At 36.9% G+C, this 22,697-nt stretch carries 19 protein-coding genes; 14 read left to right on the forward strand and 5 right to left on the reverse strand.

Annotation, left to right across the window (positions count from 1 at the left end; all coding sequences use genetic code 11):
- The first annotated feature begins 270 nt into the window (after nucleotides 1-270).
- Complete coding sequence (locus ACJRPK_RS08890) at nucleotides 271-1,104, forward strand: M57 family metalloprotease (RefSeq protein ID WP_407139555.1); 834 nt, start codon at nucleotides 271-273, stop codon at nucleotides 1,102-1,104.
- A gap of 213 nt (nucleotides 1,105-1,317) precedes the next feature.
- Here ACJRPK_RS08890 and ACJRPK_RS08895 read toward each other — a convergent pair whose 3' ends face one another.
- Nucleotides 1,318-2,781 carry a potassium/proton antiporter gene (locus ACJRPK_RS08895; RefSeq protein WP_407139556.1) on the reverse strand — a complete coding sequence of 488 codons (1,464 nt, stop codon included), beginning with the start codon at nucleotides 2,779-2,781 and terminating at the stop codon, nucleotides 1,318-1,320.
- A 301-nt stretch (nucleotides 2,782-3,082) separates the two neighbouring features.
- Between ACJRPK_RS08895 and ACJRPK_RS08900 the strand changes: the two genes are divergently transcribed.
- The 7 genes from ACJRPK_RS08900 (at nucleotide 3,083) to ACJRPK_RS08930 (ending at nucleotide 14,794) form a co-directional block, all read left to right on the forward strand.
- On the forward strand, nucleotides 3,083-4,255 hold the full coding sequence (locus ACJRPK_RS08900; protein WP_407139877.1) for a DUF2062 domain-containing protein: 1,173 nt from the start codon (nucleotides 3,083-3,085) through the stop codon (nucleotides 4,253-4,255).
- Complete coding sequence (locus tag ACJRPK_RS08905) at nucleotides 4,248-7,928, forward strand: MMPL family transporter (RefSeq protein ID WP_407139557.1); 3,681 nt, start codon at nucleotides 4,248-4,250, stop codon at nucleotides 7,926-7,928. The genes ACJRPK_RS08900 and ACJRPK_RS08905 overlap by 8 nt, the downstream gene beginning before the upstream one ends.
- Nucleotides 7,907-9,469: a phytoene desaturase family protein gene (locus ACJRPK_RS08910; RefSeq protein WP_407139558.1), complete on the forward strand. Its 1,563-nt coding sequence runs from the start codon at nucleotides 7,907-7,909 to the stop codon at nucleotides 9,467-9,469. The genes ACJRPK_RS08905 and ACJRPK_RS08910 overlap by 22 nt, the downstream gene beginning before the upstream one ends.
- Nucleotides 9,469-11,133 (forward strand): C45 family autoproteolytic acyltransferase/hydolase, encoded by a 1,665-nt coding sequence (locus tag ACJRPK_RS08915; RefSeq protein WP_407139878.1) that lies wholly within the window; start codon nucleotides 9,469-9,471, stop codon nucleotides 11,131-11,133. Before ACJRPK_RS08910 ends, ACJRPK_RS08915 begins: the two co-directional genes overlap by 1 nt.
- Nucleotides 11,134-11,135: 2 nt before the next feature.
- Nucleotides 11,136-12,425 (forward strand): phenylacetate--CoA ligase family protein, encoded by a 1,290-nt coding sequence (locus ACJRPK_RS08920; RefSeq protein WP_407139559.1) that lies wholly within the window; start codon nucleotides 11,136-11,138, stop codon nucleotides 12,423-12,425.
- Nucleotides 12,426-13,107: 682 nt separating this feature from the next.
- Nucleotides 13,108-13,656 carry a hypothetical protein gene (locus tag ACJRPK_RS08925; protein ID WP_407139560.1) on the forward strand — a complete coding sequence of 183 codons (549 nt, stop codon included), beginning with the start codon at nucleotides 13,108-13,110 and terminating at the stop codon, nucleotides 13,654-13,656.
- Between the two features lie 532 nt (nucleotides 13,657-14,188).
- Nucleotides 14,189-14,794 (forward strand): RDD family protein, encoded by a 606-nt coding sequence (locus ACJRPK_RS08930; protein ID WP_407139561.1) that lies wholly within the window; start codon nucleotides 14,189-14,191, stop codon nucleotides 14,792-14,794.
- A gap of 140 nt (nucleotides 14,795-14,934) precedes the next feature.
- On the opposite strand, the gene ACJRPK_RS08935 is transcribed toward ACJRPK_RS08930, so the two are convergent.
- A complete protein-coding gene (locus ACJRPK_RS08935; RefSeq protein ID WP_407139562.1) occupies nucleotides 14,935-15,150 on the reverse strand; it encodes a hypothetical protein in 216 nt (71 codons plus the stop codon).
- Nucleotides 15,151-15,444: 294 nt separating this feature from the next.
- On the opposite strand from ACJRPK_RS08935, the gene ACJRPK_RS08940 reads away from it, so the two are divergent.
- The 3 genes from ACJRPK_RS08940 (at nucleotide 15,445) to ACJRPK_RS08950 (ending at nucleotide 18,853) form a co-directional block, all read left to right on the forward strand.
- Nucleotides 15,445-17,196 (forward strand): serine hydrolase, encoded by a 1,752-nt coding sequence (locus ACJRPK_RS08940; protein WP_407139564.1) that lies wholly within the window; start codon nucleotides 15,445-15,447, stop codon nucleotides 17,194-17,196.
- A 332-nt stretch (nucleotides 17,197-17,528) separates the two neighbouring features.
- Complete coding sequence (locus tag ACJRPK_RS08945) at nucleotides 17,529-18,275, forward strand: hypothetical protein (RefSeq protein ID WP_407139565.1); 747 nt, start codon at nucleotides 17,529-17,531, stop codon at nucleotides 18,273-18,275.
- A 62-nt stretch (nucleotides 18,276-18,337) separates the two neighbouring features.
- The gene (locus ACJRPK_RS08950; protein ID WP_407139566.1) at nucleotides 18,338-18,853 is read left to right on the forward strand and encodes a hypothetical protein; all 516 of its coding nucleotides are present in this window, start codon (nucleotides 18,338-18,340) and stop codon (nucleotides 18,851-18,853) included.
- 37 nt (nucleotides 18,854-18,890) lie between these two features.
- Here the strand turns inward: ACJRPK_RS08950 and ACJRPK_RS08955 are convergent, their stop codons facing one another.
- On the reverse strand, nucleotides 18,891-19,202 hold the full coding sequence (locus tag ACJRPK_RS08955) for a winged helix-turn-helix transcriptional regulator (RefSeq protein WP_407139567.1): 312 nt from the start codon (nucleotides 19,200-19,202) through the stop codon (nucleotides 18,891-18,893).
- Nucleotides 19,203-19,323: 121 nt separating this feature from the next.
- Here ACJRPK_RS08955 and ACJRPK_RS08960 point away from each other — a divergent pair, with 121 nt between their 5' ends.
- Nucleotides 19,324-19,836: a VOC family protein gene (locus tag ACJRPK_RS08960; RefSeq protein WP_407139568.1), complete on the forward strand. Its 513-nt coding sequence runs from the start codon at nucleotides 19,324-19,326 to the stop codon at nucleotides 19,834-19,836.
- 124 nt (nucleotides 19,837-19,960) lie between these two features.
- Nucleotides 19,961-20,452: a MepB family protein gene (locus ACJRPK_RS08965; protein ID WP_407139569.1), complete on the forward strand. Its 492-nt coding sequence runs from the start codon at nucleotides 19,961-19,963 to the stop codon at nucleotides 20,450-20,452.
- Nucleotides 20,453-20,456: 4 nt separating this feature from the next.
- On the opposite strand, the gene ACJRPK_RS08970 is transcribed toward ACJRPK_RS08965, so the two are convergent.
- Complete coding sequence (locus tag ACJRPK_RS08970; protein WP_407139571.1) at nucleotides 20,457-21,101, reverse strand: WG repeat-containing protein; 645 nt, start codon at nucleotides 21,099-21,101, stop codon at nucleotides 20,457-20,459.
- Between the two features lie 181 nt (nucleotides 21,102-21,282).
- Between ACJRPK_RS08970 and ACJRPK_RS08975 the strand changes: the two genes are divergently transcribed.
- A complete protein-coding gene (locus tag ACJRPK_RS08975; protein ID WP_407139573.1) occupies nucleotides 21,283-22,395 on the forward strand; it encodes a VIT1/CCC1 transporter family protein in 1,113 nt (370 codons plus the stop codon).
- Between the two features lie 4 nt (nucleotides 22,396-22,399).
- On the opposite strand, the gene ACJRPK_RS08980 is transcribed toward ACJRPK_RS08975, so the two are convergent.
- Nucleotides 22,400-22,663, reverse strand: coding sequence for an acylphosphatase (locus tag ACJRPK_RS08980; RefSeq protein ID WP_407139575.1), 264 nt, complete (start codon nucleotides 22,661-22,663; stop codon nucleotides 22,400-22,402).
- Between the last annotated feature and the right edge of the window lie 34 nt (nucleotides 22,664-22,697).

Raw genomic sequence — 22,697 nt, forward strand, 5'->3', positions numbered from 1 at the left:
TTAACAATGTTTTTCATCGATTTTTAAGAAAGCATTAACACTTTCTAATACGCAAGCAATCGTTGTTTTTAATGAAGATAATTTACGGTTTTACAGTAAAAGCAATGAATTGTATATATAATTGGCTTTTTTATTTAATAAATTATCATATCTTCATCCCCAGAAAATGTGATAAAGTTCAAAGCTTATTACAAAATTGCAGAGAAAATAGATCTTAGTTACGTCTATTTTCATAAAAAAATTAACTACACAAACTCAACTTTATTAAAAATGAAAAAAATCAAATTATTGGCGCTTTGCGCTATCGTAGCAGGATTCTCAACGTCTTGTCAAAAAGAAGAGATTTCTAATGAGACACAAGAAGCTGCTCTAGAACCTACAAAAGAACAATTGGTAAGTTTAGCAAACCTAGGTGTGAACACATCTGATGTTACTATTCAAAAATTAACAATGCTAGATGGTACTACAGCTAACTATTTAGTTTCTGGAGATATCAACATTCCAGTTGATGGATTAAATAAATTAGCTGAGCTTGAAGCAGTAGCTGATGGTAACAAGCAATACAGAACTACTAACTTAGTTTCTAGTGGTAACCGCAATATTAGTGTAATTGGGTATACTGGTTCTGGTTACGCTTTGACAAGTAAAATGAGAACTGCATTACAGTGGGCGGTAAATAACTATAACGCTTTAAATACTTCCCTTAACTTTACAGTATCTTTTAGCGCTAGTACTAATGCTGATATGGTTGTGTATAACAATGGTGCAGCCGGTGGTGGTGGATCTGCTGGATTCCCTTCTGGTGGAGCAGCTTATAAGTGGATTCAAATCAATCAAGGTACTGATGCTTACAACACGAATGTTATTGAGCACGTAATGACACACGAGATGGGTCACTGTATCGGTTTCCGTCATACTGATTACAAATCTCGTCAGAGTTGTGGTCAAAACAGTAACGAAGGAACAGCTGGTGTTGGAGCGATCTTGATTCCAGGAACTCCAAGTTCTGATTATACTGATTCAATCATGTTAGCTTGTTTTGGATCTAACGAGGATGGAGAATTCTCAAGTACTGATGTAACTGCGATCAACGCACTTTACTAAGAACAGTATATAAATAAAGCTTTGAACTTTTATATAAAAGAGGTGTTCATTTATTTGAACGCCTCTTTTTTATGAATACTATTACCGAGCCGTTCTTTACTTTAATCATTACTAAGTTAAGTTTTTATGGTACTCCGCTGTAAGTTTTTGATCTATTTCGGTGTAGTAATAATTGGCAATAAATCATATATTTCCAGTTTACAGTATGAAACTTTATTCATTTTCTAAAACTCCATAAATTTGTTCAATAGCTAATTTTGAATTCGAAAGGATTATAAGCTCATCATTAGCCTCTATAACGGTTGATCCATTGGGAGTAATATAGCTTTGTCCGCGTTTGATCATAGCTATAATTGCAGTAGAGGGAAAAGCGAGTTCAACAATTTTCTTATCTACAGCCCACCAATCTTTTTGAATAGTCACTTCTTGCATAGTAGTTTTAGGTAGTTCTGATAAAAAAACTTCTGTCGGAGCCATAGGTTTTACCTTTTCAGGTATAGCGACGTGTAACCATTTTGCTACAAGAGATAAAGTAGTTCCTTGTATAAGTACGGACGTAATTGCAATAAAAAATACAATATTGAAAATCATATCCGCTTTATCAATACCGGCAAGTAGCGGATAGGTTGCAAAAACAATAGGTACCGCACCACGTAATCCAACCCAAGATATATAGAAACGACGGCGCAATTTCATTTTAAACGGCAGTAAACTGATAAAAACGCTTAATGGACGTGCAATTACAATTAAGAAGACCGATATCAGAAGACCGATACCCATAACCGGTAATATTTCTGAAGGAAAAACCAATAACCCCAAAGTAAGGAAGAGAACTATTTGCATCAACCAGGCTAATCCATCAAACATCTTCAAAATCGTTTTCTTGTGAATCAAATCCTGATTACCCAGATATACTGCGCAAATATAAATCGCCAAAAAACCATTTCCCCCTACAAACTCTGTAGCAGAGAAGGTGATGAACATAAGTGCTATAATAAGTACAGGGTATAAACCTTCAAAATCAAGATTGATTTTGTTGTTTACATATTTACTCAATTTTCCGAAGGCAAAACCAAAAAGCCCTCCTAAAATCATTTGTTGTAGAAACAAGGGAATAATTGACAGAACACTGAGCTCTTGATTAACTACCACAGCGAGAAAGCCTATAGTTAGGACATACGCCATAGGGTCGTTACTACCACTTTCTAACTCAAGAGTGGGTCTCAGGTTTACTTTTAAAGCTAAACTTTTTGAGCGTAATATGGAGAAAACCGCCGCAGCATCGGTAGAAGATACGATGGATCCTAACAACATACTTTCATAGATCGTGAAATCGGTAATCCACCAAACAAAGGTTCCCAGCGATACTGCGGTTAATAAAACACCAACAGTAGATAAGGTTAGGCCTTTCCATAAGACAGGTTTTACTGCCGGCCAACTGGTATCCAGTCCCCCCGAAAAGAGAATAAAATTTAAAGAAACAATTCCGATAAATTGAGCCAGTTTGGGATCATCAAAATGAATGTTGGCCAAACCGTCTGAGCCGGCAAGCATTCCGATTAGTAGAAAAAGAATCAAAGTCGGTACTCCAAATCGATACGAGGTCTTACCAGCAATAATACTAATAAATAATAGTAGCGAACCGATGAATAAAATGTTCTCAATAGTTAAGCTCATATGTAAACTGGTGTGGTTGTCGTCTCTAGCAAAAATACAAATGAAATAAAACGTCATGCTATACTAGAGTATTTTCTTTGCAATTTTTAGATGAATTTATGATGCTTTTTACCCTAAGTGGGTATTGTTGTCTTTTTGTGGGTATTCCTAATCAAAAACATTAGGAAGATGTGACAATATATCAGAAATCACTAAAAGCATTCTACAAAGGTTAACTATCTTAAATAATATTCTATTTTTGCGTAACCCCAATAAATTACAATACGTGACTGTAGTACCTACATATAATCAACGCTTTGATATGCTGCATTGCTGTGTAATTATACCTACGTATAATAATGCAAAAACCTTAGATAGGGTACTTAGGGGAGTGCTTTCTTATACAAATCAATTGATTATTGTTAATGATGGTGCTACGGATGCAACGCCCCTGATTCTAGAAGACTATAAAGATCGGTGTACAATCATTACTTTTGAACATAATAGGGGTAAAGGAGTTGCGCTTCGGGAAGGGTTTAAAAAAGCAAGCGAAATGGGTTTTGATTATGCAATAACGATCGATAGCGATGGGCAGCATTATCCCAGTGATTTGCCTTTATTTATTGAAGCCTTAGAAAATCATACTACACAAGAACCTTTATTGCTTATAGGTTCGCGTAAGATGGATGACCCTTCGGTGCCCGGAAAAAGTAGCTTTGGAAATAAATTCTCGAACTTTTGGTTTTACGTAGAGACAGGTATACAACTTACCGATACACAGTCCGGATTTAGATTATACCCGTTAAAAGCGATCGATACCCTACGATTATACACGACCAAATTTGAATTAGAGATTGAAGTGATTGTTAAGTTAGCCTGGCGCGGAGCCGTAGTACGTAACTTACCTATTCGTGTTTTATATGATGAAAAAGAACGGGTTTCGCACTTCAGACCCTTTCAGGATTTTAGTCGAATAAGTGTGCTCAACACATGGTTGTTTACACTTACCTTGCTATGGTATGGACCCAAAAGAATAGTTCAGCGCTTTCAGAAAAAAGGATTTCGTCGCTTTATAAAAGAAGATATTTTACGAAGTACTGATTCACCTTTAAAAAAGTCTGCTGCCATTGCTTTAGGAATTTTTATAGGCATTGCTCCCTTTTGGGGACTGCAAACTTTATTAGTGCTTACTTTGGCAACGGCCTTAAAACTTAATCGAACTATTGCTTTTATCTGTTCCAACATTAGTATTCCACCCATGATTCCTTTTATCATATATGGCAGTGCACAATTGGGCAGATTCGCTACAGGTCAGTCTATGGATCTTACGCTCGATATAGAAACTATTACCACGGGAGCTGATATATTGCAAGGGTTAACATATTATATTATAGGGAGCTTTATCTTAGCTACTTTATCAGCGTTGCTCTTCGGGAGTATTTCATACCTGTACCTCAATAAAACAAAATCAAAACACGAGTCTGGAGATGCATAAATTTTTTCTTACAATGTATCATAGGTTCAAAAAGCATCGACTTTGGGCGTGGCCATTATTGATTACATTAGTAATTGCCGTAGCATTGTTGGCGAGTCGTATTGGCTTTGAAGAAGATATTACTAAACTTTTACCGGATAGCGGAGTTTCGACTGTTACAAAAAAAGTGTTAGAAACAGTGTCCTTTGCAGATAAAATTGTGGTAAACATTAGTAATCCGAATGGAGAACCTGATGCACTTACACAGTTTGCCGAAACCTATATTGATAGTCTTAATGGTAATGTTTCTAAGTATATCGGTGAAATCCAAGGACGCGTGCCAGAGAACAATGTGATGCAACTTTATAATTTTGTGTATGAGCATCTTCCGTTTTTTCTTGACGAAAGTGATTATGCTAAGATTGAACAGCAACTCAATCAGGATTCTATAGCACAGCGTGTTAAAAACAATTATAAAGCATTAGTTTCACCGGCCGGCATTGTAACCAAACAATTTATCGTCAAAGATCCGTTAGGTCTTACCCCCGTTGGATTAAAAAAATTCACTCAATTACAATTGGGAGATAATTATACATTGCATAATGGATTTTTAATCACCAAGGATCATCGTAATTTATTACTTTTTATAACGCCGGCTCTTGCCGCAAACGAAACCGGTGAGAATACAATATTTATTGAAAAATTGCAATCACTGACAAAACATGTCAATAAGCACTATGAGAATGCTGACACTAAAGCCGTATTATTTGGATCTACCTTGTATGCAGTAGCCAATGCAAAGCAAATTAAAAAAGACATTCAGCTAACAATTAGCATTGCGATGACTTTGTTATTAATTATTTTAATTGCATTCTATCGTAAACTCACGGTACCGCTAATTATTTTTACGCCAACCGTATTCGGAGCCTTGTTGGCAATTGCCATTCTGTATGTACTTAAAGGTAAGATTTCAGCAATTTCTTTAGGTATTGGATCCGTATTATTAGGAATTACGCTAGATTACTCCTTACATATTCTAACACATTTTAGAAATAACAAAAACATACAAGCACTTTACAAAGATGTTGCCTTACCGGTACTAATGAGTAGTCTTACAACGGCGGTTGCTTTTTTATGTTTGGTTTTCGTGAAATCAGAAGCACTTAATGATCTTGGAATTTTTGCAGCGGTCAGTGTCGTTGGAGCGTCCGTATTTGCGTTAATTTTTATTCCGCAGGTATATCGATTTTCCAAGCAAACAAAACCCAAAAAGACACTGTTGGATCATTTTTCGAACGTTCAGTTTGATAAAAATAAACCGTTAATTGTAATAATTCTGGTGGTTTTCGTCATAGGGTTGTTACTATTTCATAAGGTTGGATTTGACACTGATTTGAATCAAATGAATTATCAGCCGGAAGAACTGGTTGCCGCAGAGAATGATTTGGATCGTATAAATAATAATAAGGCTAAAACAATTTATGTTGTTTCTTATGGTAGTTCATTAAATGCTGCCTTAAACACCAATAATGCCCTACATAGGGTTTTAGCGGCTAATAAACAGGAACAACAAATACTCAACTATAGTTCTGTAGGAGGCGTCGTGTTGTCAAAAGAAGCCCAACAGGAAAAAATCGATCAATGGCAGCGCTTTTGGAGTCCGAAAAAAAGCGATACCCTGCTTAACTTATTAAGATCTGAAGGAAGAATTTTCGGGTTTAAACCGACAGTATTTGATCAGTTTGATACCCTGATCCGGACACCGATCGAGCCAATTTTATATTCGCGGTATCAAGAGATAGATCAGTTGTATCTTAAAGAATTTGTAACCAATCAACCGGATTTTGCAACAGTTATGTCGGCTGTTAAGGTAGCAGATGATGATACGGAGCAATTGTATGCGGCACTTAATAAAGTTTCTAATACTTTAATTATCGATCGCAAGCAACTTAATGAAAAGTTGTTAGGATCGCTCAAAGATGATTTTAACGCGCTTATTAGCTACTCATTAATCGCGGTGGTAGTATTGCTTTTATTGTTTTACCGCGATACAATGTTAGTGTTGCTTACCATCATACCGATTGCAATTACATGGGTAATAACCTTAGGTGTTATGCAGTTGCTGAATATCAATTTTAATATCTTCAACGTGATTATTTCCACCTTTATTTTTGGATTGGGTGTAGATTACAGCATTTTTATAACCAATGGATTAGCCAAAGAGTATACCAACGGCTCGCGTGAATTACCGACTTACAAAACTTCAATTTTATTATCTGTCATTACAACGGTTTTAGGTATTGGAGTATTAATTTTTGCAAAACATCCCGCGCTTCGTTCGATATCGATGGTCTCGTTAATAGGTATTTTTACAGCTGCTATAGTAGCGTTTACTATACAACCTTTGCTTTTCAAGCTTTGTATTACACGAAGAGCGGCCAAAGGTCTTGCTCCGTTGCAAGTACGTCAGACATTATGGTCATTATTCAGTTTTGGGTATTTCATCATTGGCGGGTTTATTATATCGTTACTCAGTAGTCTTATCATTCCGTGGTTTCCAATAGCCAAAAAGAAAAAAATGGCAGTTTTTCATCGTATTGTCTCCAGAATGATGGCATCGGTGTTATACTCTAATCCCTTTGTAAAAAAGAAGGTGCTTAATCCAACAGGAGAAACGTTTGATAAGCAGTGTATTATTATTGCGAATCATGCGTCTTTTTTGGATATTTTAACCGTGGGGATGTTACATTCTAATCTGATTTATCTTGTAAAAGATTGGGTGTACGAATCTCCGGTATTTGGTAAAGCTGTACGATTAGCAGGGTTTTATCCGGTATCCTCTGGTATAGAAGGCGGGGTAGAGCATTTGCGGACAAAAGTGGAGCAAGGGTATTCGCTCATTGCATTTCCCGAAGGATCAAGAACAGAAACAGCCAAGATGCGTCGTTTTCATAAAGGCTCCTTTTATCTGGCAGAGCAATTAAATTTGGATATTGTGCCTGTAGTAATTCATGGAACCTCACAAATTTCTCCCAAAGGAGATTTTATCATAAACGATGGAAATTTAACGGCCAAAATTTTACCTCGTATCAGTGCTGAAGATACAGATTACGGAGAGGGTTATGCACAACGAACAAAAAAGATCAGTAAATATTTTAAAGGAGCTTTCACCTCATTACAACAAGAGGTTGAAGGAGTCAAGCATTATCAACGAGAAGTGCTGAATAACTATCGATATAAAACTTGTTTTTCTGAAGTAAAAAAGCATGTGTTCAAACATATTGAAAATTGGTATGTACTGGCTAATCAGATTGATTATAATGCTTCAATAATAACCCTTACAGATGACCACGGAGCGTTGCCTATATACCTAAGCTATAAAAAACCAAATGCAAAAATTACAGGAATACTTACTTCGCAAGAAGCACGCAACATAGCTCAGGGGTGCTTTTCAGTTAAGCGCACTACTATTCAGTTTGTAGACCTCCATACTGTTCTTCCCTCAAAAATAAATGTATTTTTGCTGGACACGCTTAAAGTGGATAGCCAAATGATTCAGGATATAATTAAAAACGAAGAGATTACTAAAATAATCGCAGGAAACGGCAAAGAATTAATTGCATCATATCTGACAACTAGTTTTGAGTGTGTTATAGAAGGTGAGTGTACCGTATGGAAAAGAAGACAGACATGAGGGAAACATTTGATGTCGTTATAATAGGTAGCGGATTAGGTGGCTTAGTATCGGCCAACATTCTGGCACGTGAAGGTAAAAAAGTATGTGTACTCGAAAAGAACAATCAGTTTGGGGGAAACCTACAAACCTTTGTACGGGATAAGAGTATTTTTGATACAGGCATTCATTATATCGGAGGTTTAGCTAAAGGTCAGAATCTGTATCGTTATTTTGATTATCTGGATATTATGGAGGATCTTAAGATCAAGCAGATGGATCCGGATGGCTATGATATGATTTCTTTTGATGGTGTGGATATTGAATATCCGCACGCCCAGGGATATGATAATTTTGTTACACAACTCACACACTATTTTCCCGAAGAAGCAGAAGGGATTAAAAAGTATATTGATAAGGTTCGGGATACATGTTATAATTTTCCATTATATAACTTGAAATTAGGAGATCGGTACTACGGTGAAGATTTGTTGACGCTCAAAGCCAAAGATTTTATAGATACCGTTACACAGAATGAAACCCTGCGTGCTGTTCTGGCCGGATCGAACCTATTGTATGCAGGCGATCCCGATAAAACACCTTTTTATGTACATGCATTATCAGTCAATTCATATATAGAGAGTGCATGGCGTTGTATTAATGGTGGCAGTCAGATTGCTAAATTACTCGTAAAACGTTTTCGTAATTTGGGAGGAACAATCCATAAATATCAGGAAGTAAATGCGTTTAATTTTGAACAGGATACATTGGTCTCAGTTACTACAACCAAAGGTGATGTGTTTTCTGGAGATACGTTTATTTCAAATGTAGATCCCAAGTTAACGCTTCAGATTATTGGGAAGGACCGTTTCAGAAACATCTATTATAACCGTATTCAGAATACAGAAAGTATCATTTCATCCTTCAGTTTGTATTTGGTTTTTAAACCGGGTACTTTTCCGTATGTAAATCATAACTATTATCATACCCAATCGATTGATAAAGTGTGGACCACACAAAATTATACGCAAGAGTCTTGGCCAGAAGCATATTTGATTTCGATGAATGAGGATCGCAAACATCCCGGGTATGCAGATAATTTGACCTCAATAGCATATATGCGCTATGAAGAAACCAAGCCTTGGGAAGATACCTTTAATACTGTAGCGGTAAAAAATGATCGCGGAGAGGATTATGAGGCATTTAAGCAACGTAAGATTGAAGCGTATCTCAAAGAAATTGAAAAGAAATTTCCGAATATCAGAGAGTGTATTCAGTCAGTGCATACATCCACGCCATTGTCCTATCGTGATTATATTGGTTGTTATGAAGGATCGATGTATGGATTTGCCAAGGATGCTGAGAGTCCGATGAAATCATTTCTCTCGCCAAGAACTAAAATACCAAACCTGTTATTTACCGGACAAGGGTTGAATATGCATGGGGTATTAGGCGTAACTATTAGTGCGGTGGTTACCTGTGGAGAATTATTGGGTAAAGACTATTTGCTTAACCGTATCACTTCGACGCTCGAGGAAAAAGAAAAACAACGTACAGCATGATGAGTTTGCGTTTGATCATAGTGAGTAGCGTGATGCTTTGCATAGTTTCTGCTTGCGGGGTAAAGAAGTCTCTGTCAGCACGTCCAGATCTCACGGGACTGGCCACGATTGACACGGCACGAACAACCATTAATGATTCAACCTTTACACTTAATAACAACAGTCTTCGCAAAAATAAACAAGGCATTTGGGAGCTCTATCTGGAAGGTGATCCACTGGAACGTGGCTTGGCCGCAGGGAGTCTTACCCGGGAGCTGATCAAAATACAGGAAGAGGCATTTATCGGCAAGGTGACCGAACTAGTGCCTTCTCAAGGGTATTTGAAGTTTTTAAGCAAACTCGTAGCCTGGTATAACCGAAAGTTACATCTGCATGTGCCCGAAGAATACAAACAAGAAATTTACGGACTCTCCCGATACGGATCCGATGACTACAATACCTTTGCCGAACCCTATGTACGCATGCTCTATGCACACGGCGCGCACGATATTGGTCATGCTTTGCAGGATTTGATGTTGGTAGGTTGCACTTCGTTTGCAGCGTGGAATGAAAAAACTGCTGACGGAAACTTATTAATCGGACGTAATTTTGATTTCTATGCAGGGGATGATTTTGCAAAAGAAAAAATGGTGGTATTTATGAAGCCCAGCCAGGGACATCGATTTATGATGTACGGTTGGGCGGGAATGATGGGTACCGTATCCGGGATGAATGTAAAAGGACTCACCGTAACGATCAACGCAGGAAAATCAAAAATACCATTAGTGGCTAAAACACCGATTTCGATCCTGACACGCGAAATCCTTCAGTATGCTTCAACAATTGAAGAAGCGATAGCTATTGCCAAAAAGCGAGAAGTATTTGTTTCTGAATCTATCATGATAGGAAGCGCTATTGATCAAAAAGCCGTACTAATCGAGGTAGCTCCGCAGAATTTCGGAGTATATGAGGTACCCAACGGCAACCAGCTGGTTTGTTCGAATCATTTTCAAAGCGAGGCGTATGCAGCAGATGAGCGTAACCAAAAAGCGATTGCAGAAAGTCACTCTTTATACCGCTACGAGCGAATGACCGAATTGCTAAATCAAACAGAAAAACTAACTCCGGAGCACGGAGTTTCAATTTTGAGAGACCGCAAAGGGTTAGGCGATACACGTATTGGTTATGGTAACGAAAAAGCACTGAACCAATTGTTGGCCTATCACGGGATTATTTTTCAGCCGGAAGCACTAAAAGTATGGATCTCCAGCAATCCGTACCAACTGGGTGCCTTTGTAGGGTATGATTTAAACACTATATTCAAAAAATTTAGTTCCCGAAAGGATTTAAGTAGTGTAGCTAATGAAGCGTTGCTGATTCCCGAAGATCCGTTTGTGGAAACGCAAGCCTACAAAGATTATGAAACCTTTCGTAAAGAGCACCGCCGTATAGAACGCTTAATAGAAGCAAAAGAAACGATTCCCGAAGCTGAGCTACAGGCTCTTGTACAGCTCAATCCCGATTATTGGATAGCCCATTATACGGTAGGGAAATATTATTACGAGCACAAAGAATACAAAGCAGCAATTATTGCTTTTAAAAAAGCATTGCAACGCGAAGTAACTACGGTTCCTGATGTGGAGATGCTACAGAATTATATTAAAAAAAGCTACCGTAAATTGTAAGTATGCCTATGAAAAATGAACAACAGCTAGCTACCCAAACAGCAGTACTACAAAACGAGAAGCTTACAGCATTGTTACAGTATGTGCAGGCACATTCTCCCTATTATCAGCGATTGTTTGCCGAGCACAAAATAACTGCCGATCAAATCACTACAGTTGAAGATTTGAAATACATACCGCTAACTACCAAAGAAGACCTGCAGGCGTATAATGATGACTTTTTATGCGTCCCAAAAACCGAGATTGTAGATTATGTTACAACTTCGGGTACTTTGGGTAAGCCCGTTACTTTTGCGTTAACCGATCGGGACCTGGAACGCCTAACCGATAATGAATCGCGCTCTTTTGCTATTGCAGGGGTCACCAAAGAAGATGTGGTGCAACTAACAACTACACTGGATCGACGTTTTATGGCGGGGTTAGCATATTTTTTAGGGACACGTAAGTTAGGGGCCGCTATGGTACGGGTAGGATCGGGTATTCCTGAGTTGCAATGGGATTCGATACATCGTTTTCAATCAACCTATCTAATAGTGGTGCCGTCGTTTTTATTAAAATTAATCGCGTATGCCGAAACGCATGGTATTGATTACAATGCTTCTTCGGTAAAAGCTGCGATTTGTATTGGTGAACCTTTGCGCGATCAAAACTTTGAGCTCAATACTCTGGGAGCTAAGATCAAAGAAAAATGGGATATTGAGTTATACTCAACATACGCCTCTACCGAGATGAGTACGGCTTTTACGGAGTGTGCCGCGCACAATGGAGGACACCACCATCCGGATCTGATCATAACCGAAATTTTGGATGATAATGGAAAGGCAGTACAAGATGGCGAAGTAGGGGAGTTGGTTATCACAATCCTGGGCGTAGAAGCCATGCCGTTATTGCGCTACACAACCGGAGATATGGTGCGCGCTCATAACGAACCCTGTAGATGTGGTCGTACTACGATGCGACTCAGCCCGGTCTTGGGTCGTAAAAAGCATATGATTAAATATAAAGGCACGACGCTCTACCCACAAAGTGTGGTTGAGGTATTGACCAGTTTTGAAGAAGTACTCTTGTACGTAATCGAAGTCATCACTAACGAACTGGGAACCGACAAACTTTTGATTCATGTGTCAGATGCGTTAAGTGCTGCGGACTGTAAAGCGTTAAAAGAACATTTTAGAGCTAATCTACGAGTCGTTCCCGATCTGGTATTACAACCCATAGCCACGTTGAAGGCTATGAAATTTCCCGAAATGAGCCGTAAACCGATTACGTTTATTGATTCGAGAGAAGGGTAGTTTTTTTAATTAGTGACTCGAAAATAATGCATAATAATAATAATGGTTATATATTGGAATAGTAATAACTTAGATTTATGCTAGATCAGCATCATTTTATAAGAAAATTTGACTATAAAACTAAGGCAGAATTATTATTGATCGCAACTAGTGATAAACATGTTGCAGAAGCAAAATCTGCTGCGAACTGGTTACTTGAACATAAAGATTTTAATAAGAATGCCGTCGTAATAGATTCATTTTATAATAACGAAATTAATAGAATCAATAACCTTTGGTACGTTAAAAACGATTTTAGGAAATTCATAGCGACATTTAGCTTTAGAGAATGTTTGAGTGTATTAAGTCTGTTATCGTTAGATTTATGTTTTCGAGAATTTGGAGCATTATTTCATCATCTAGAGAATTGGTTTTTGAATGATACAACTTTACCTAATATATTTCGATTGAATATTGTAATTGTACTACTTCATGTTTTCTATATAATAGAACATAAAAGAGTTAGTACTTACCTTATTAGACTATTATATGATCTAATATTTATTTCAACATACTTTGTTTTTTATTCTCTTCTAAAACAACAATTTTCCATTTCTATTTATTGGGTGGTAGGTTTGGTTTCTCTATGTATGCTGATTGAATTTTTTAATTCTTTTTTGTATTATTTATATAAACTGATCAAATGAGTTTTTATAGTAAAATAAAAATTTGCATTCTAGTCCCATGCGTTGCATTTCTATGTTACTTGCATCTTTACAGTAAAGCTTTTTTCAGGGAAAATATAGAAACAAAATGGACTAAACTAACATGGGATCATTTTCAGGGCATCGTAAAACCGTTTAGTCCCTATAGTGCTTCTATATATTCAGAAATAAAGGTCAGCTATGATACGATTTCTGATCGATATATTTCTTATGCTATTCAAGAGAACCAATTCTCTTGGAAGAAAAGTTCAGTTGGAGATGATAAACATCTTTTACGTCATGAACAATATCATTTCAATCTTACGGAGTACTATTCTCGCAGGATGAATTCTTTTCTAAGAGTTAATAACATAGAGTCTACAGATGATTTTATGGGCGAGTTGAATAGACTAAGTAAGGAATTAGGAAAAGCTCAAAATTTATATGATACTGAAACCAATCATAATCTAAATACTGAGGAACAAAAGCGATGGGAAGCTAAAATTGATAGTATGCTCAAAGAGACTAACTTGTTATACGAGCAATAGCTCTATTTTACCCGATCTGGTATTACAACCTATAGCCACGTTGAAAGCTATGAAATTTCCCGAAATGAGCCGTAAACCGATTACGTTTATTGATTCGAGAGAAGGGTAGTTTTTTAATAACATCTTCCCCGATAGGGAAGGTAGCCAAGCAACACGCAGTCGGACAGGAAGAAACCAATATCGAATACTGAATTCTGAATTCTGAATAACGAAGTTGAAGTTAAACGCTAAATGTAAAAGTGTACCGACTCTTGATTCTTTTTTTTACCCACTGTACAAACTTCGTTGTCAACTCGAACGAAGTCGAGAGGTTGTTCTAGCATATCCTTAAAACTAAAATATCCTTTGACGCCACTGGTCACAGACCAGCGGGAGCCGGAGATACAATAAGTAAACGTATTAAAACTATCATTTTAATCTGCAAGTAAATAGTTTTTATAATATCTTTCGATCTGAAAATTACACATATAACGAGTTGTAGACTAGAAGTAGCTGGTTTATATAAATTGTACGACTAATATAGATAAACCGAATGGAAAACGAATTTAAACACATAATGTCAGAACGGACTGACGAAGAATTAATTAAAATAGTGACAGTTGATAGTGATAAATACAAATCAATCGCGCGAGAAGCAGCACAAATAGAAATAGAGAACAGGAATATTGATGTGGCTAAATTTGATAAAATAAAATCGGAAGCTATAATTCATAAAGAACAAATAAAAAAAATTGATTCCAACGTAGTTAATTCAGGAATTCGATTCATAAATTTAATCATTGACTCAGTAGTGTGGTATATTCTCATAATTATTGTCTTTTTTATTTTTGGATTATTGATTCCAGATGCAGCTTTAGTAAATGATATTGTTATTGTCATCATTAATCTAGTTTTAGTATTTGGAACATTCTTCGCGTATCATAGTTTAATGGAAATTAAATTTCAAAAGACACTCGGAAAATTTGCGACAAAAACAAAAGTTGTAAAGTTAAATGGGGAGAAGCCAGAAAACTCGGATATTATTCATAGAACTTTCTGTAGATTGATTCCATTTGACAGAATTTCGTTTTTGTTTACAAAAAATGGAATCCATGATTTTTTGTCTAAAACTAAGGTTATAAAGGATACTGAAAAATAAATTCCATAAGTTTTTTTCCAATACCGCTAGTCAATAACCAGTACCAATAAGCTACTTTAAAAAAAACCACCCAACACATATTCAATCAGTATAATCTCGGAAGTGGTTGAGGTGGTTTATTATAGATTATGAACTGCTAATTATAGCACTTCTTTAGGAGTATCGGTATCTGTCGCAGTGGTGGTACGATTATCTACCGTTTGGTTGTAGTGTTTTGCCAGAATATCCAACTCGTTTAATAATACATCGTACTCTTTGGTATCCTCTAGCGTAGCATGTGCATTTATGTGATTGACCAAAACACGATAGGCATCAGTAACTACTACACGTAATTGCGGAATATTTCTTAACGCCACTGGTCACAAAACCAGCAGTTGCCATAAGACATACTTATAATTAATAACTCCTTTCCTTGACAGGGAAAGGTGGCCAAGCAACGCGCGGTCGGAAAGGGTTTTTTGTAGCATTCACTCATTTTTATAGCGAAAGTCGATTTTTAAAATAATCTTTGTAGTTTATGGGTGTTTTATATGAAATATCCTCAAAACACCCTATTTTAAAGGAAATGACACTTACATGACATCTATATGTCGTATAAAAGACAAGGGGTATGAGATACATTTGTTTCATAATTTAAAAATCAAAAATTCATGGACAATCAAGCACTTGCAGAACGGTTAAAATATCAACGACAACTTAAGGGACTCTCTCAGGAAGAACTTTCTCATCGTACCAATATTGCCGTACGTACCATACAACGCATCGAAAAAGCTGAGGTAAATCCGCACCTGAATACAGTAAAATTATTGGCAGTTGCTTTAGAGGTTGAAGTAAGCGATTTGCTGCCCTTAGACAATCCCAAAGAAGAAACCATAAAGAAAAAATGGCTGTTATTACTACATGCCATTCCGTTACTGGGAATTTTTATTCCTTTATGTAATGTGCTACTTCCGCTTTTTATTTGGATTCATAAAAGAGAGGACAATCCAATATACGACAAGCATGGGGTGAAGGTAATCAACTTTCAGATTACTGTTTTGTTGTTGGCAGTACTTTCCTTTGTTAGTTTGCTAACGATAGAAAAGTGGGGCTTCATCATATTTATTGCTACACTTCCTGTTTGTGTGGGTGTTGTAATTTTCAATATTATCTATGTATTGCAAAAAGAAAGATGTTACTACCCTTTATCCATCCCTTTTTTAAAATTCAAACCGGGACGTTTCTCAAAAGTAATAGCACTGCTGTTATTGATGGTAACCTTTAGTCAATGTGCAACTGTAGATAATAATACAATACAGCGTTTAGACGGGAGCAGAATTTCTAACGACTCTATTGCCCAAAAAATCAACGTACTTGCCAAAGAAGGAAATGTCCAAGGTATGGCAATAGCTGTTTTTAACGATAAACAACCCGTATATAAGCAAATTGTGGGATTTAAAAACCTTCCTGAAAGGTTGACTTTGTCAGATTCAACAAATATCTACGGGGCCTCTTTGAGTAAGGCTATATTTAGTGTATTGGTTATGAAGCTGGTCGAAAACAATGTAATTGATCTGGATACTCCACTAGAATCCTACTTGCCAAAGAAACTATATGAGTATAAACCCTTGACGCGTTGGCATGATCATTATGCGGATCTGAAAGAGGATAGTTTGTATCATAAAATTACAGCTCGTATGTGTTTAGCACACACCACCGGATTTGCGAATTGGCGGTTTTTAGAACCAGATCAAAAACTAAGAGTTCATGATGAGCCGGGTACTAAATATAGTTACAGTGGCGAAGGATTTGTATACCTCCAAGTAGTTTTAGAAAAGCTAACGGGTATAGGACTGGAGCAGCTGGCAAAAGAATATATTTTTGACCCGTTACGAATGACCAAAACTTCGTACCAATGGCAACCAGCTTTTGAAAGCGATTTTGCGTATGGACATACCATGAATGGAAGAATCTACAGGAAAGATAAGGACAACGAACCAAGGGGTGGGAGTACCTTAGAAACTACAGCTGATGATTATATCAAATTTTTGACAGCCGTACTTAATCATCAGCTCATTAGTGAAAAATCAACCAACCAAATGTTTAGCCCACAGGTTAAGATTCATTCGTTAACTCAGTTTGGTGAGGGATCCAATATTACTACCGATACATACAGAGATATTAAGTTGAGTTACGCACTTGGTTGGGGCTATCTGGAAACACCTTATGGTAAAGGTGTATTTAAAGGTGGTCATGGCAATGGATTTCAGCATTTTTCTATTCTTTTTCCCGAATCAGGAAAAGGAGTTTTAATCATGAGCAACTCTGATAATGCTGAAGGTATTTATCAAAGACTTCTAGAATATATATTGGCAGACAGTTCTATACCATGGGAGTGGTTGGGTTTTGTGCCTTATAAATAGCGTTTGTACACATTCTTTGAGTCATTTGGGCAAATATATCTGCTTATCAAACTAAAGGAACCTGTTTATACTGGTTCCTTTTTTAGTATGGAAAATGCGTTTTAGCAGAATATTTTGATCGAAGGAGTGTTATAAAATTATCTTTATAACCACGAGATGATTTATAAAATACACTCTTTAAACCTATAAAGTTATAAAGATGAAAACGGTTGATAACGTAGGTTTTGATGCATGTGCTGCGATGATAATTATATGATGCATGCTTTAAAAGTGTAACAAATCCTAAAATTGACTTTTTAACAGGATGAAGAATAACATTTATTTACAAGTATATGAAAAGCTTACTCTACCTCTTGTTGATCGTTATATGTTTTATAACAGAGGCGTTTAGTCAAGAAACTCCTTTGAGTCCTGAAAATCATTCTGTGAATGTAAATCTGGTCAAAAACGAAAAATCAGATTTGTCATGGTTTATGATACAGGATACGCTCAAAATTGAATTGGGTAAAGTGCATACTGAAGTCAAAAAGATAGAAGATACGCTGTATGTGATCACTCGTATCAACACAAAACAATCTTCTACACAGTGGATTGACAGTACAATCGTTGAAATTCCAAACTTTAAACCGTTGTATCATTCCTCTTATAACCAACAAAGAGAGATGGTATTGAAGTTTGGAGAAAAGGTTACTGGGTATTATTTAGATAAAAAGACCGGAACGAAAAATGATATTTCAGAAGAAACTACTGCTCCATATTTTGACAGTAATTTTTATCCTCAACTAATCAGATGGCTACCTTTAGAAGAAGGCTACGCTAACACAATTAAGATTTTTGATTACAATCCTACAGCAAAAATAGGTACGATGACAGCGACTATCAAAGAAGTGAGCAGTGCTACGATGAATTTAAAACAAAAGGAAATAGCTGTTTGGAAAGTTGAAGTGACCGATGATATTTCTGATAATACAGCTATTAGCACTTATTATATTGATCAAAATACACGCAAAATTCTTCAGCAGGATATTGATTTTAGAGGAAGAAAAATGTCGATGGAGCTTATTGAAGCGCGGAATTAATTTTTACTTCATCAATCCATTGAACAAAGCCAGATGAGTTAAGCTTGTAAATAGTATAAACAATGGGAAAACAAAAACTTATCAAACGTTTAAAGAGCTATTACCCGTTGGAACGGTTTCATGCTTTTATCACTTTTCCTGCAATCGTGCTATATGTTTTGTATCACAACACGTTTAAAGATGTGATATTTTTACTCTACGGCTTAGGGGTTGTCATCTTTATTCTTATTCAGGGACAACATTACTGGAAATTAAAGTTATATCGGTTATTAAATAAACCTTTTGATCAGATTCAGAATCTCAAATTGTTTAGAAAAGCTAAAACTATTAATTTCTATTTGATGGCTTTGATGCCCATCGTTTTTTTATTTCAACTCTATATAAATGACTGGTCCATTATTCCGGAGAACCTCATGAATTGGGTAGTTGTAGCTAATGTTTTTGGAGTTTTAGAACATATTAACTATTACCATAGGCAACTTATGGTTGATAATCAATCGGATGTCAAATACTTAATGACAAACAAAAAGCTAAAGGTTGCTAGTTTAGCAAAGGATTTAGATGAAAATCAATTTTAGACATAACTATGTTTGTTTAAAACTCAAATAAGGTAACTCATAGAGTATTATGCTCAGCACCCCACGCATCTAAGCTTCTTAAAATCGATTCTAGCGATCGTCCTTTTGCACTCAGCGAGTATTCCACTTTGGGCGGAACAGTTGCAAAAACTTTACGTTCAATGAGTCCGTCGCGTTCTAATTCTCGTACAGATTGAGTAAACATTTTATTAGAGATTTCGCCCGTCTGTTTTTGTAACACGCCTGAGCGAAGCGGCTGCTCTAATAGATGAAACAGGAGTAACGGTTTCCATTTATTACCAATTAAGTTCATGGTATAATGTAGAGGGCAGTGATTATTTTTATTCATTTTAGCTTTCTAAGCGTTTTATAGTGTGCGTAGTACTCCTTTTAGTAAGTATCGAACAATTAGGTAAGGTATTGTTTGGCTGCACGTTATGGTTTAATTTTGCAATATAAATTTATATACTATGAAAGCAAGTAAAAATTATCCAAAATCTTTTTCGCATATAGGACTTACCGTTCCCGACATTCATAAAGCCGTTACATTTTATACAGAGGTTATGGGATGGTATACCATTATGGAACCATCAAAGGTAAAAAAAGATAGAGATACTGCGATCGGTCAAATGTGTATTGATGTATTGGGTGAGGATTGGGAGGAATTCGAGATAGCACATTTGTCAACCTCTGATGGTATTGGGATTGAGCTGTTTTCATTTTCAAACAAACCAAAAGATCCTGCGGCATTCAACCCATTTAATACAGGGTTATTTCATTTTTGTATTCAGGATCCTAACATCGAGAAGCTTGTTGGTAACATCGTAGCCAACGGAGGAAAGCAACGTATGCCTATTCGATCGTATTATCCGGATGATAAACCGTTTAAGATGTGTTATGTAGAGGACCCTTTTGGTATTGTGTTCGAAATTTATACCCATAGTTATGAGTTAACGTATTCTTCTGGTGCATATACGAGTTAAATCGTACTTCCTGTACCTAAGAATTGTTTGTTACAACTATTATATTTTTTATATCTAAAGTCTAATAGGATACACTTTCTTTGTATCCTATTATGCTTTATAGAGATTGTTGTAAGAAGTAAGTATGAAAAAGGAACTAAGTAACATGACAAAAGAAGTTTACGAACGCTGCGGTTTTGAGATTTCTAATTTGAAAACAGAAGATGAAAGTAGGGAGTACGAAGCATGTCAGTTTGAGCTCAACTCATTAAAGGTTATTTCGCGAAACGCAAAGACCACCCCTAAGAAAATAGGGCAGTTTGTAACCTTTTGGAAACGAAGTACAACGGGTCCGATTGAACCTTTTCATGCTACTGATCACTTTGACTTTTATGTAGTCAATGTTAACGCTAAAGATGCTTGCGGACAATTTGTATTTCCTAAATCGGTGCTGATCAAAAAAGGAATCGTTACATGCGAAGAAAAAGAAGGAAAGCGTGGTTTTAGAGTATATCCATCGTGGGATACTCCAACCAGCGCCCAAGCCTTGCGTACACAACAGTGGCAACTTAATTATTTCTTTGTGCTTAATGAAAACAACTGGTTAGAGCGAGCTAAAGCGTTGTATGAACTTTAACTCCTTACTCGTTCGCAGCTATTCTATGCAATTTCCAGGTATTGTTTTTTTGCTTTATTGCGAGGAGATCGTCTGATATGAAATGCGAATAGATTCTCGGGCGTTTTCTTAGTTTTGATTTGGTAAAAACCAGATGCTCCGGCCCCGAGACATGCTCAATGGCATTGCCTAAATTATCAATAATTACCTCATCATAGCTGTAAGACACCATTTCTTTACCCAACAGATCATTGGTGCCCAGCTGCTCCTTAGTCAATTTCAAAACAATAGCTTTCCCATTAGCAAAGGTGGTCGCATTGAGAAATTGTGGCGGTATTATCACAGTACCTGAAGTATCTATGTAGCCGTAGTATATGACGCCATCTTTTTCCTGCTGAATTAAGCATCGCTTATCAGAAAAATAGGGATACTTTATCCCATGGATGTCTTTTCCAAGTCTTAGATCACTCTCTTCGTTCCAGACATAATCCTTTCGATAGGGAATTACGATAGATCCTGTTTTATCAACAAACGCCCAGGAATCACCTTTTTGAATCGCTGCAAGATCTTCATGAAACGGTGTTATAGTTTCTAGATTATCAATTGTTTGTGCAGATGCAAAGGCAAAACACGATAAGAATAAACCGAAAAAAATATGTGATGTTTTCATAGAAATAAAATTGTGTTTGAAATTTAAAACTATGAGAATTACTACTAATAAAAAATGATATTAATCATGTTACAAGGATGATAAATCTCATGAAACTGTAAAGAGAGGTTTCCTATTTTTAAACCAGATATGCCACAATCGAGTTGTGGACTGTATTACTATGACCATTGAACTAATTTATATGAAAAAATTGAAGCAACAGTTACAGGTAGAAGTGGATACTGCTTTTTTATATACTGCTATGGCAGCTAGGGAACGAGACGATGTGTTAAGAAAAGTGTTGCTTGCACTGGCCCAAATAGAACGGGGACATGCAAAGCATATGTTAGTTCGCATACAAGAAGTCACACCAATGTATGAGTATCCGCAACCCAGTCTGCGTGCCAAAATCCAGCTGCGTCTCGGTAAGGTTTTTGGATATGATCATATCATCGGAATGTTGTCGGGTACAGAACGACAAATGGCGCGTCTAGCAGTGCAAAAAAAACTAAAAGCCGGAGAACAGCTCTCGGGTTTTGAACACAATCATCTACGCATTATTGAAGCGGTTAGTAAGAACAAGAATCATATGATATCGGGTGGGTTGTTATCAAAATTTGAAGGACGTCATAAATCTGTTGGGGGTAATGCGGTACGAGCAGCGGTACTGGGAGCTAACGATGGTTTGGTATCCAATATGAGTCTGGTTATGGGTGTGGCCGGTGCAGCAGCGCAAAGCTCTACAATATTACTAACAGGTCTTGCAGGTTTGTTAGCAGGAGCTATATCGATGTCATTGGGAGAGTGGTTATCGGTACAAAGTTCGAGAGAACTTTATCAACGACAAATAGCATTGGAAGCCGAAGAGTTGGAAGCTGCGCCCGAAGAAGAGAAGCAAGAATTGGTGTTACTTTACCAAGCCAAGGGTATGGATGAGCAATCCGCGCAATCCCTGGCAGATAAAGTATTCGAGAATAAAGATTCTGCCTTAGATGCTTTAATTGTTGAAGAGCTTGGTATTGATAAAGAAGAATTAGGAGGATCCGCTTGGGAAGCCGCACTTGTATCTTTTTTTCTCTTTGCTATTGGAGCTATTTTACCGGTAATACCCTATTTTTTTACTTCAGATCGTTTGGCACTTTGGTGGAGTCTGGGATGCAGTGTTTTTGGACTCTTTGTAATAGGGGCTTCAATTACCTTGTTTACGGGTAAATCTGTGGGTTTCTCCGGCTTTAGACAAGTTCTTTTCGGTTTGGTCGCGGCGGCTGTGACTTATGGAGTTGGTACCTTGATTGGCGTTACGATTACAGGGTAGATTTCTATCTGATTTCGAATCTGTCAAAGTGTTTAGGTGTACCTTCAGTATGATCGACCTGAGTGACACTTGCCAACTCTGGTCCTGTAGCGCACCAGGTCAGTAGTTCTTTAAGTTGTTCCTTAGACCCTTCGGCCTCGATGTAGACTGATCCGTTTGATTGATTTTTCACATAACCTTTCAGCCCCAAAGCAATAGCTTTTTCTAGTGTATGCTTGCGATACCAAACACCTTGTACTTTTCCGTAAACAGTAATAAAATAATGCATAATATATAATTAGGATAACACAAAATAACGTAAA

Source organism: Aquimarina sp. 2-A2 (genome assembly GCF_045505135.1).
In the GTDB taxonomy this organism is placed as follows: domain Bacteria; phylum Bacteroidota; class Bacteroidia; order Flavobacteriales; family Flavobacteriaceae; genus Aquimarina; species Aquimarina intermedia.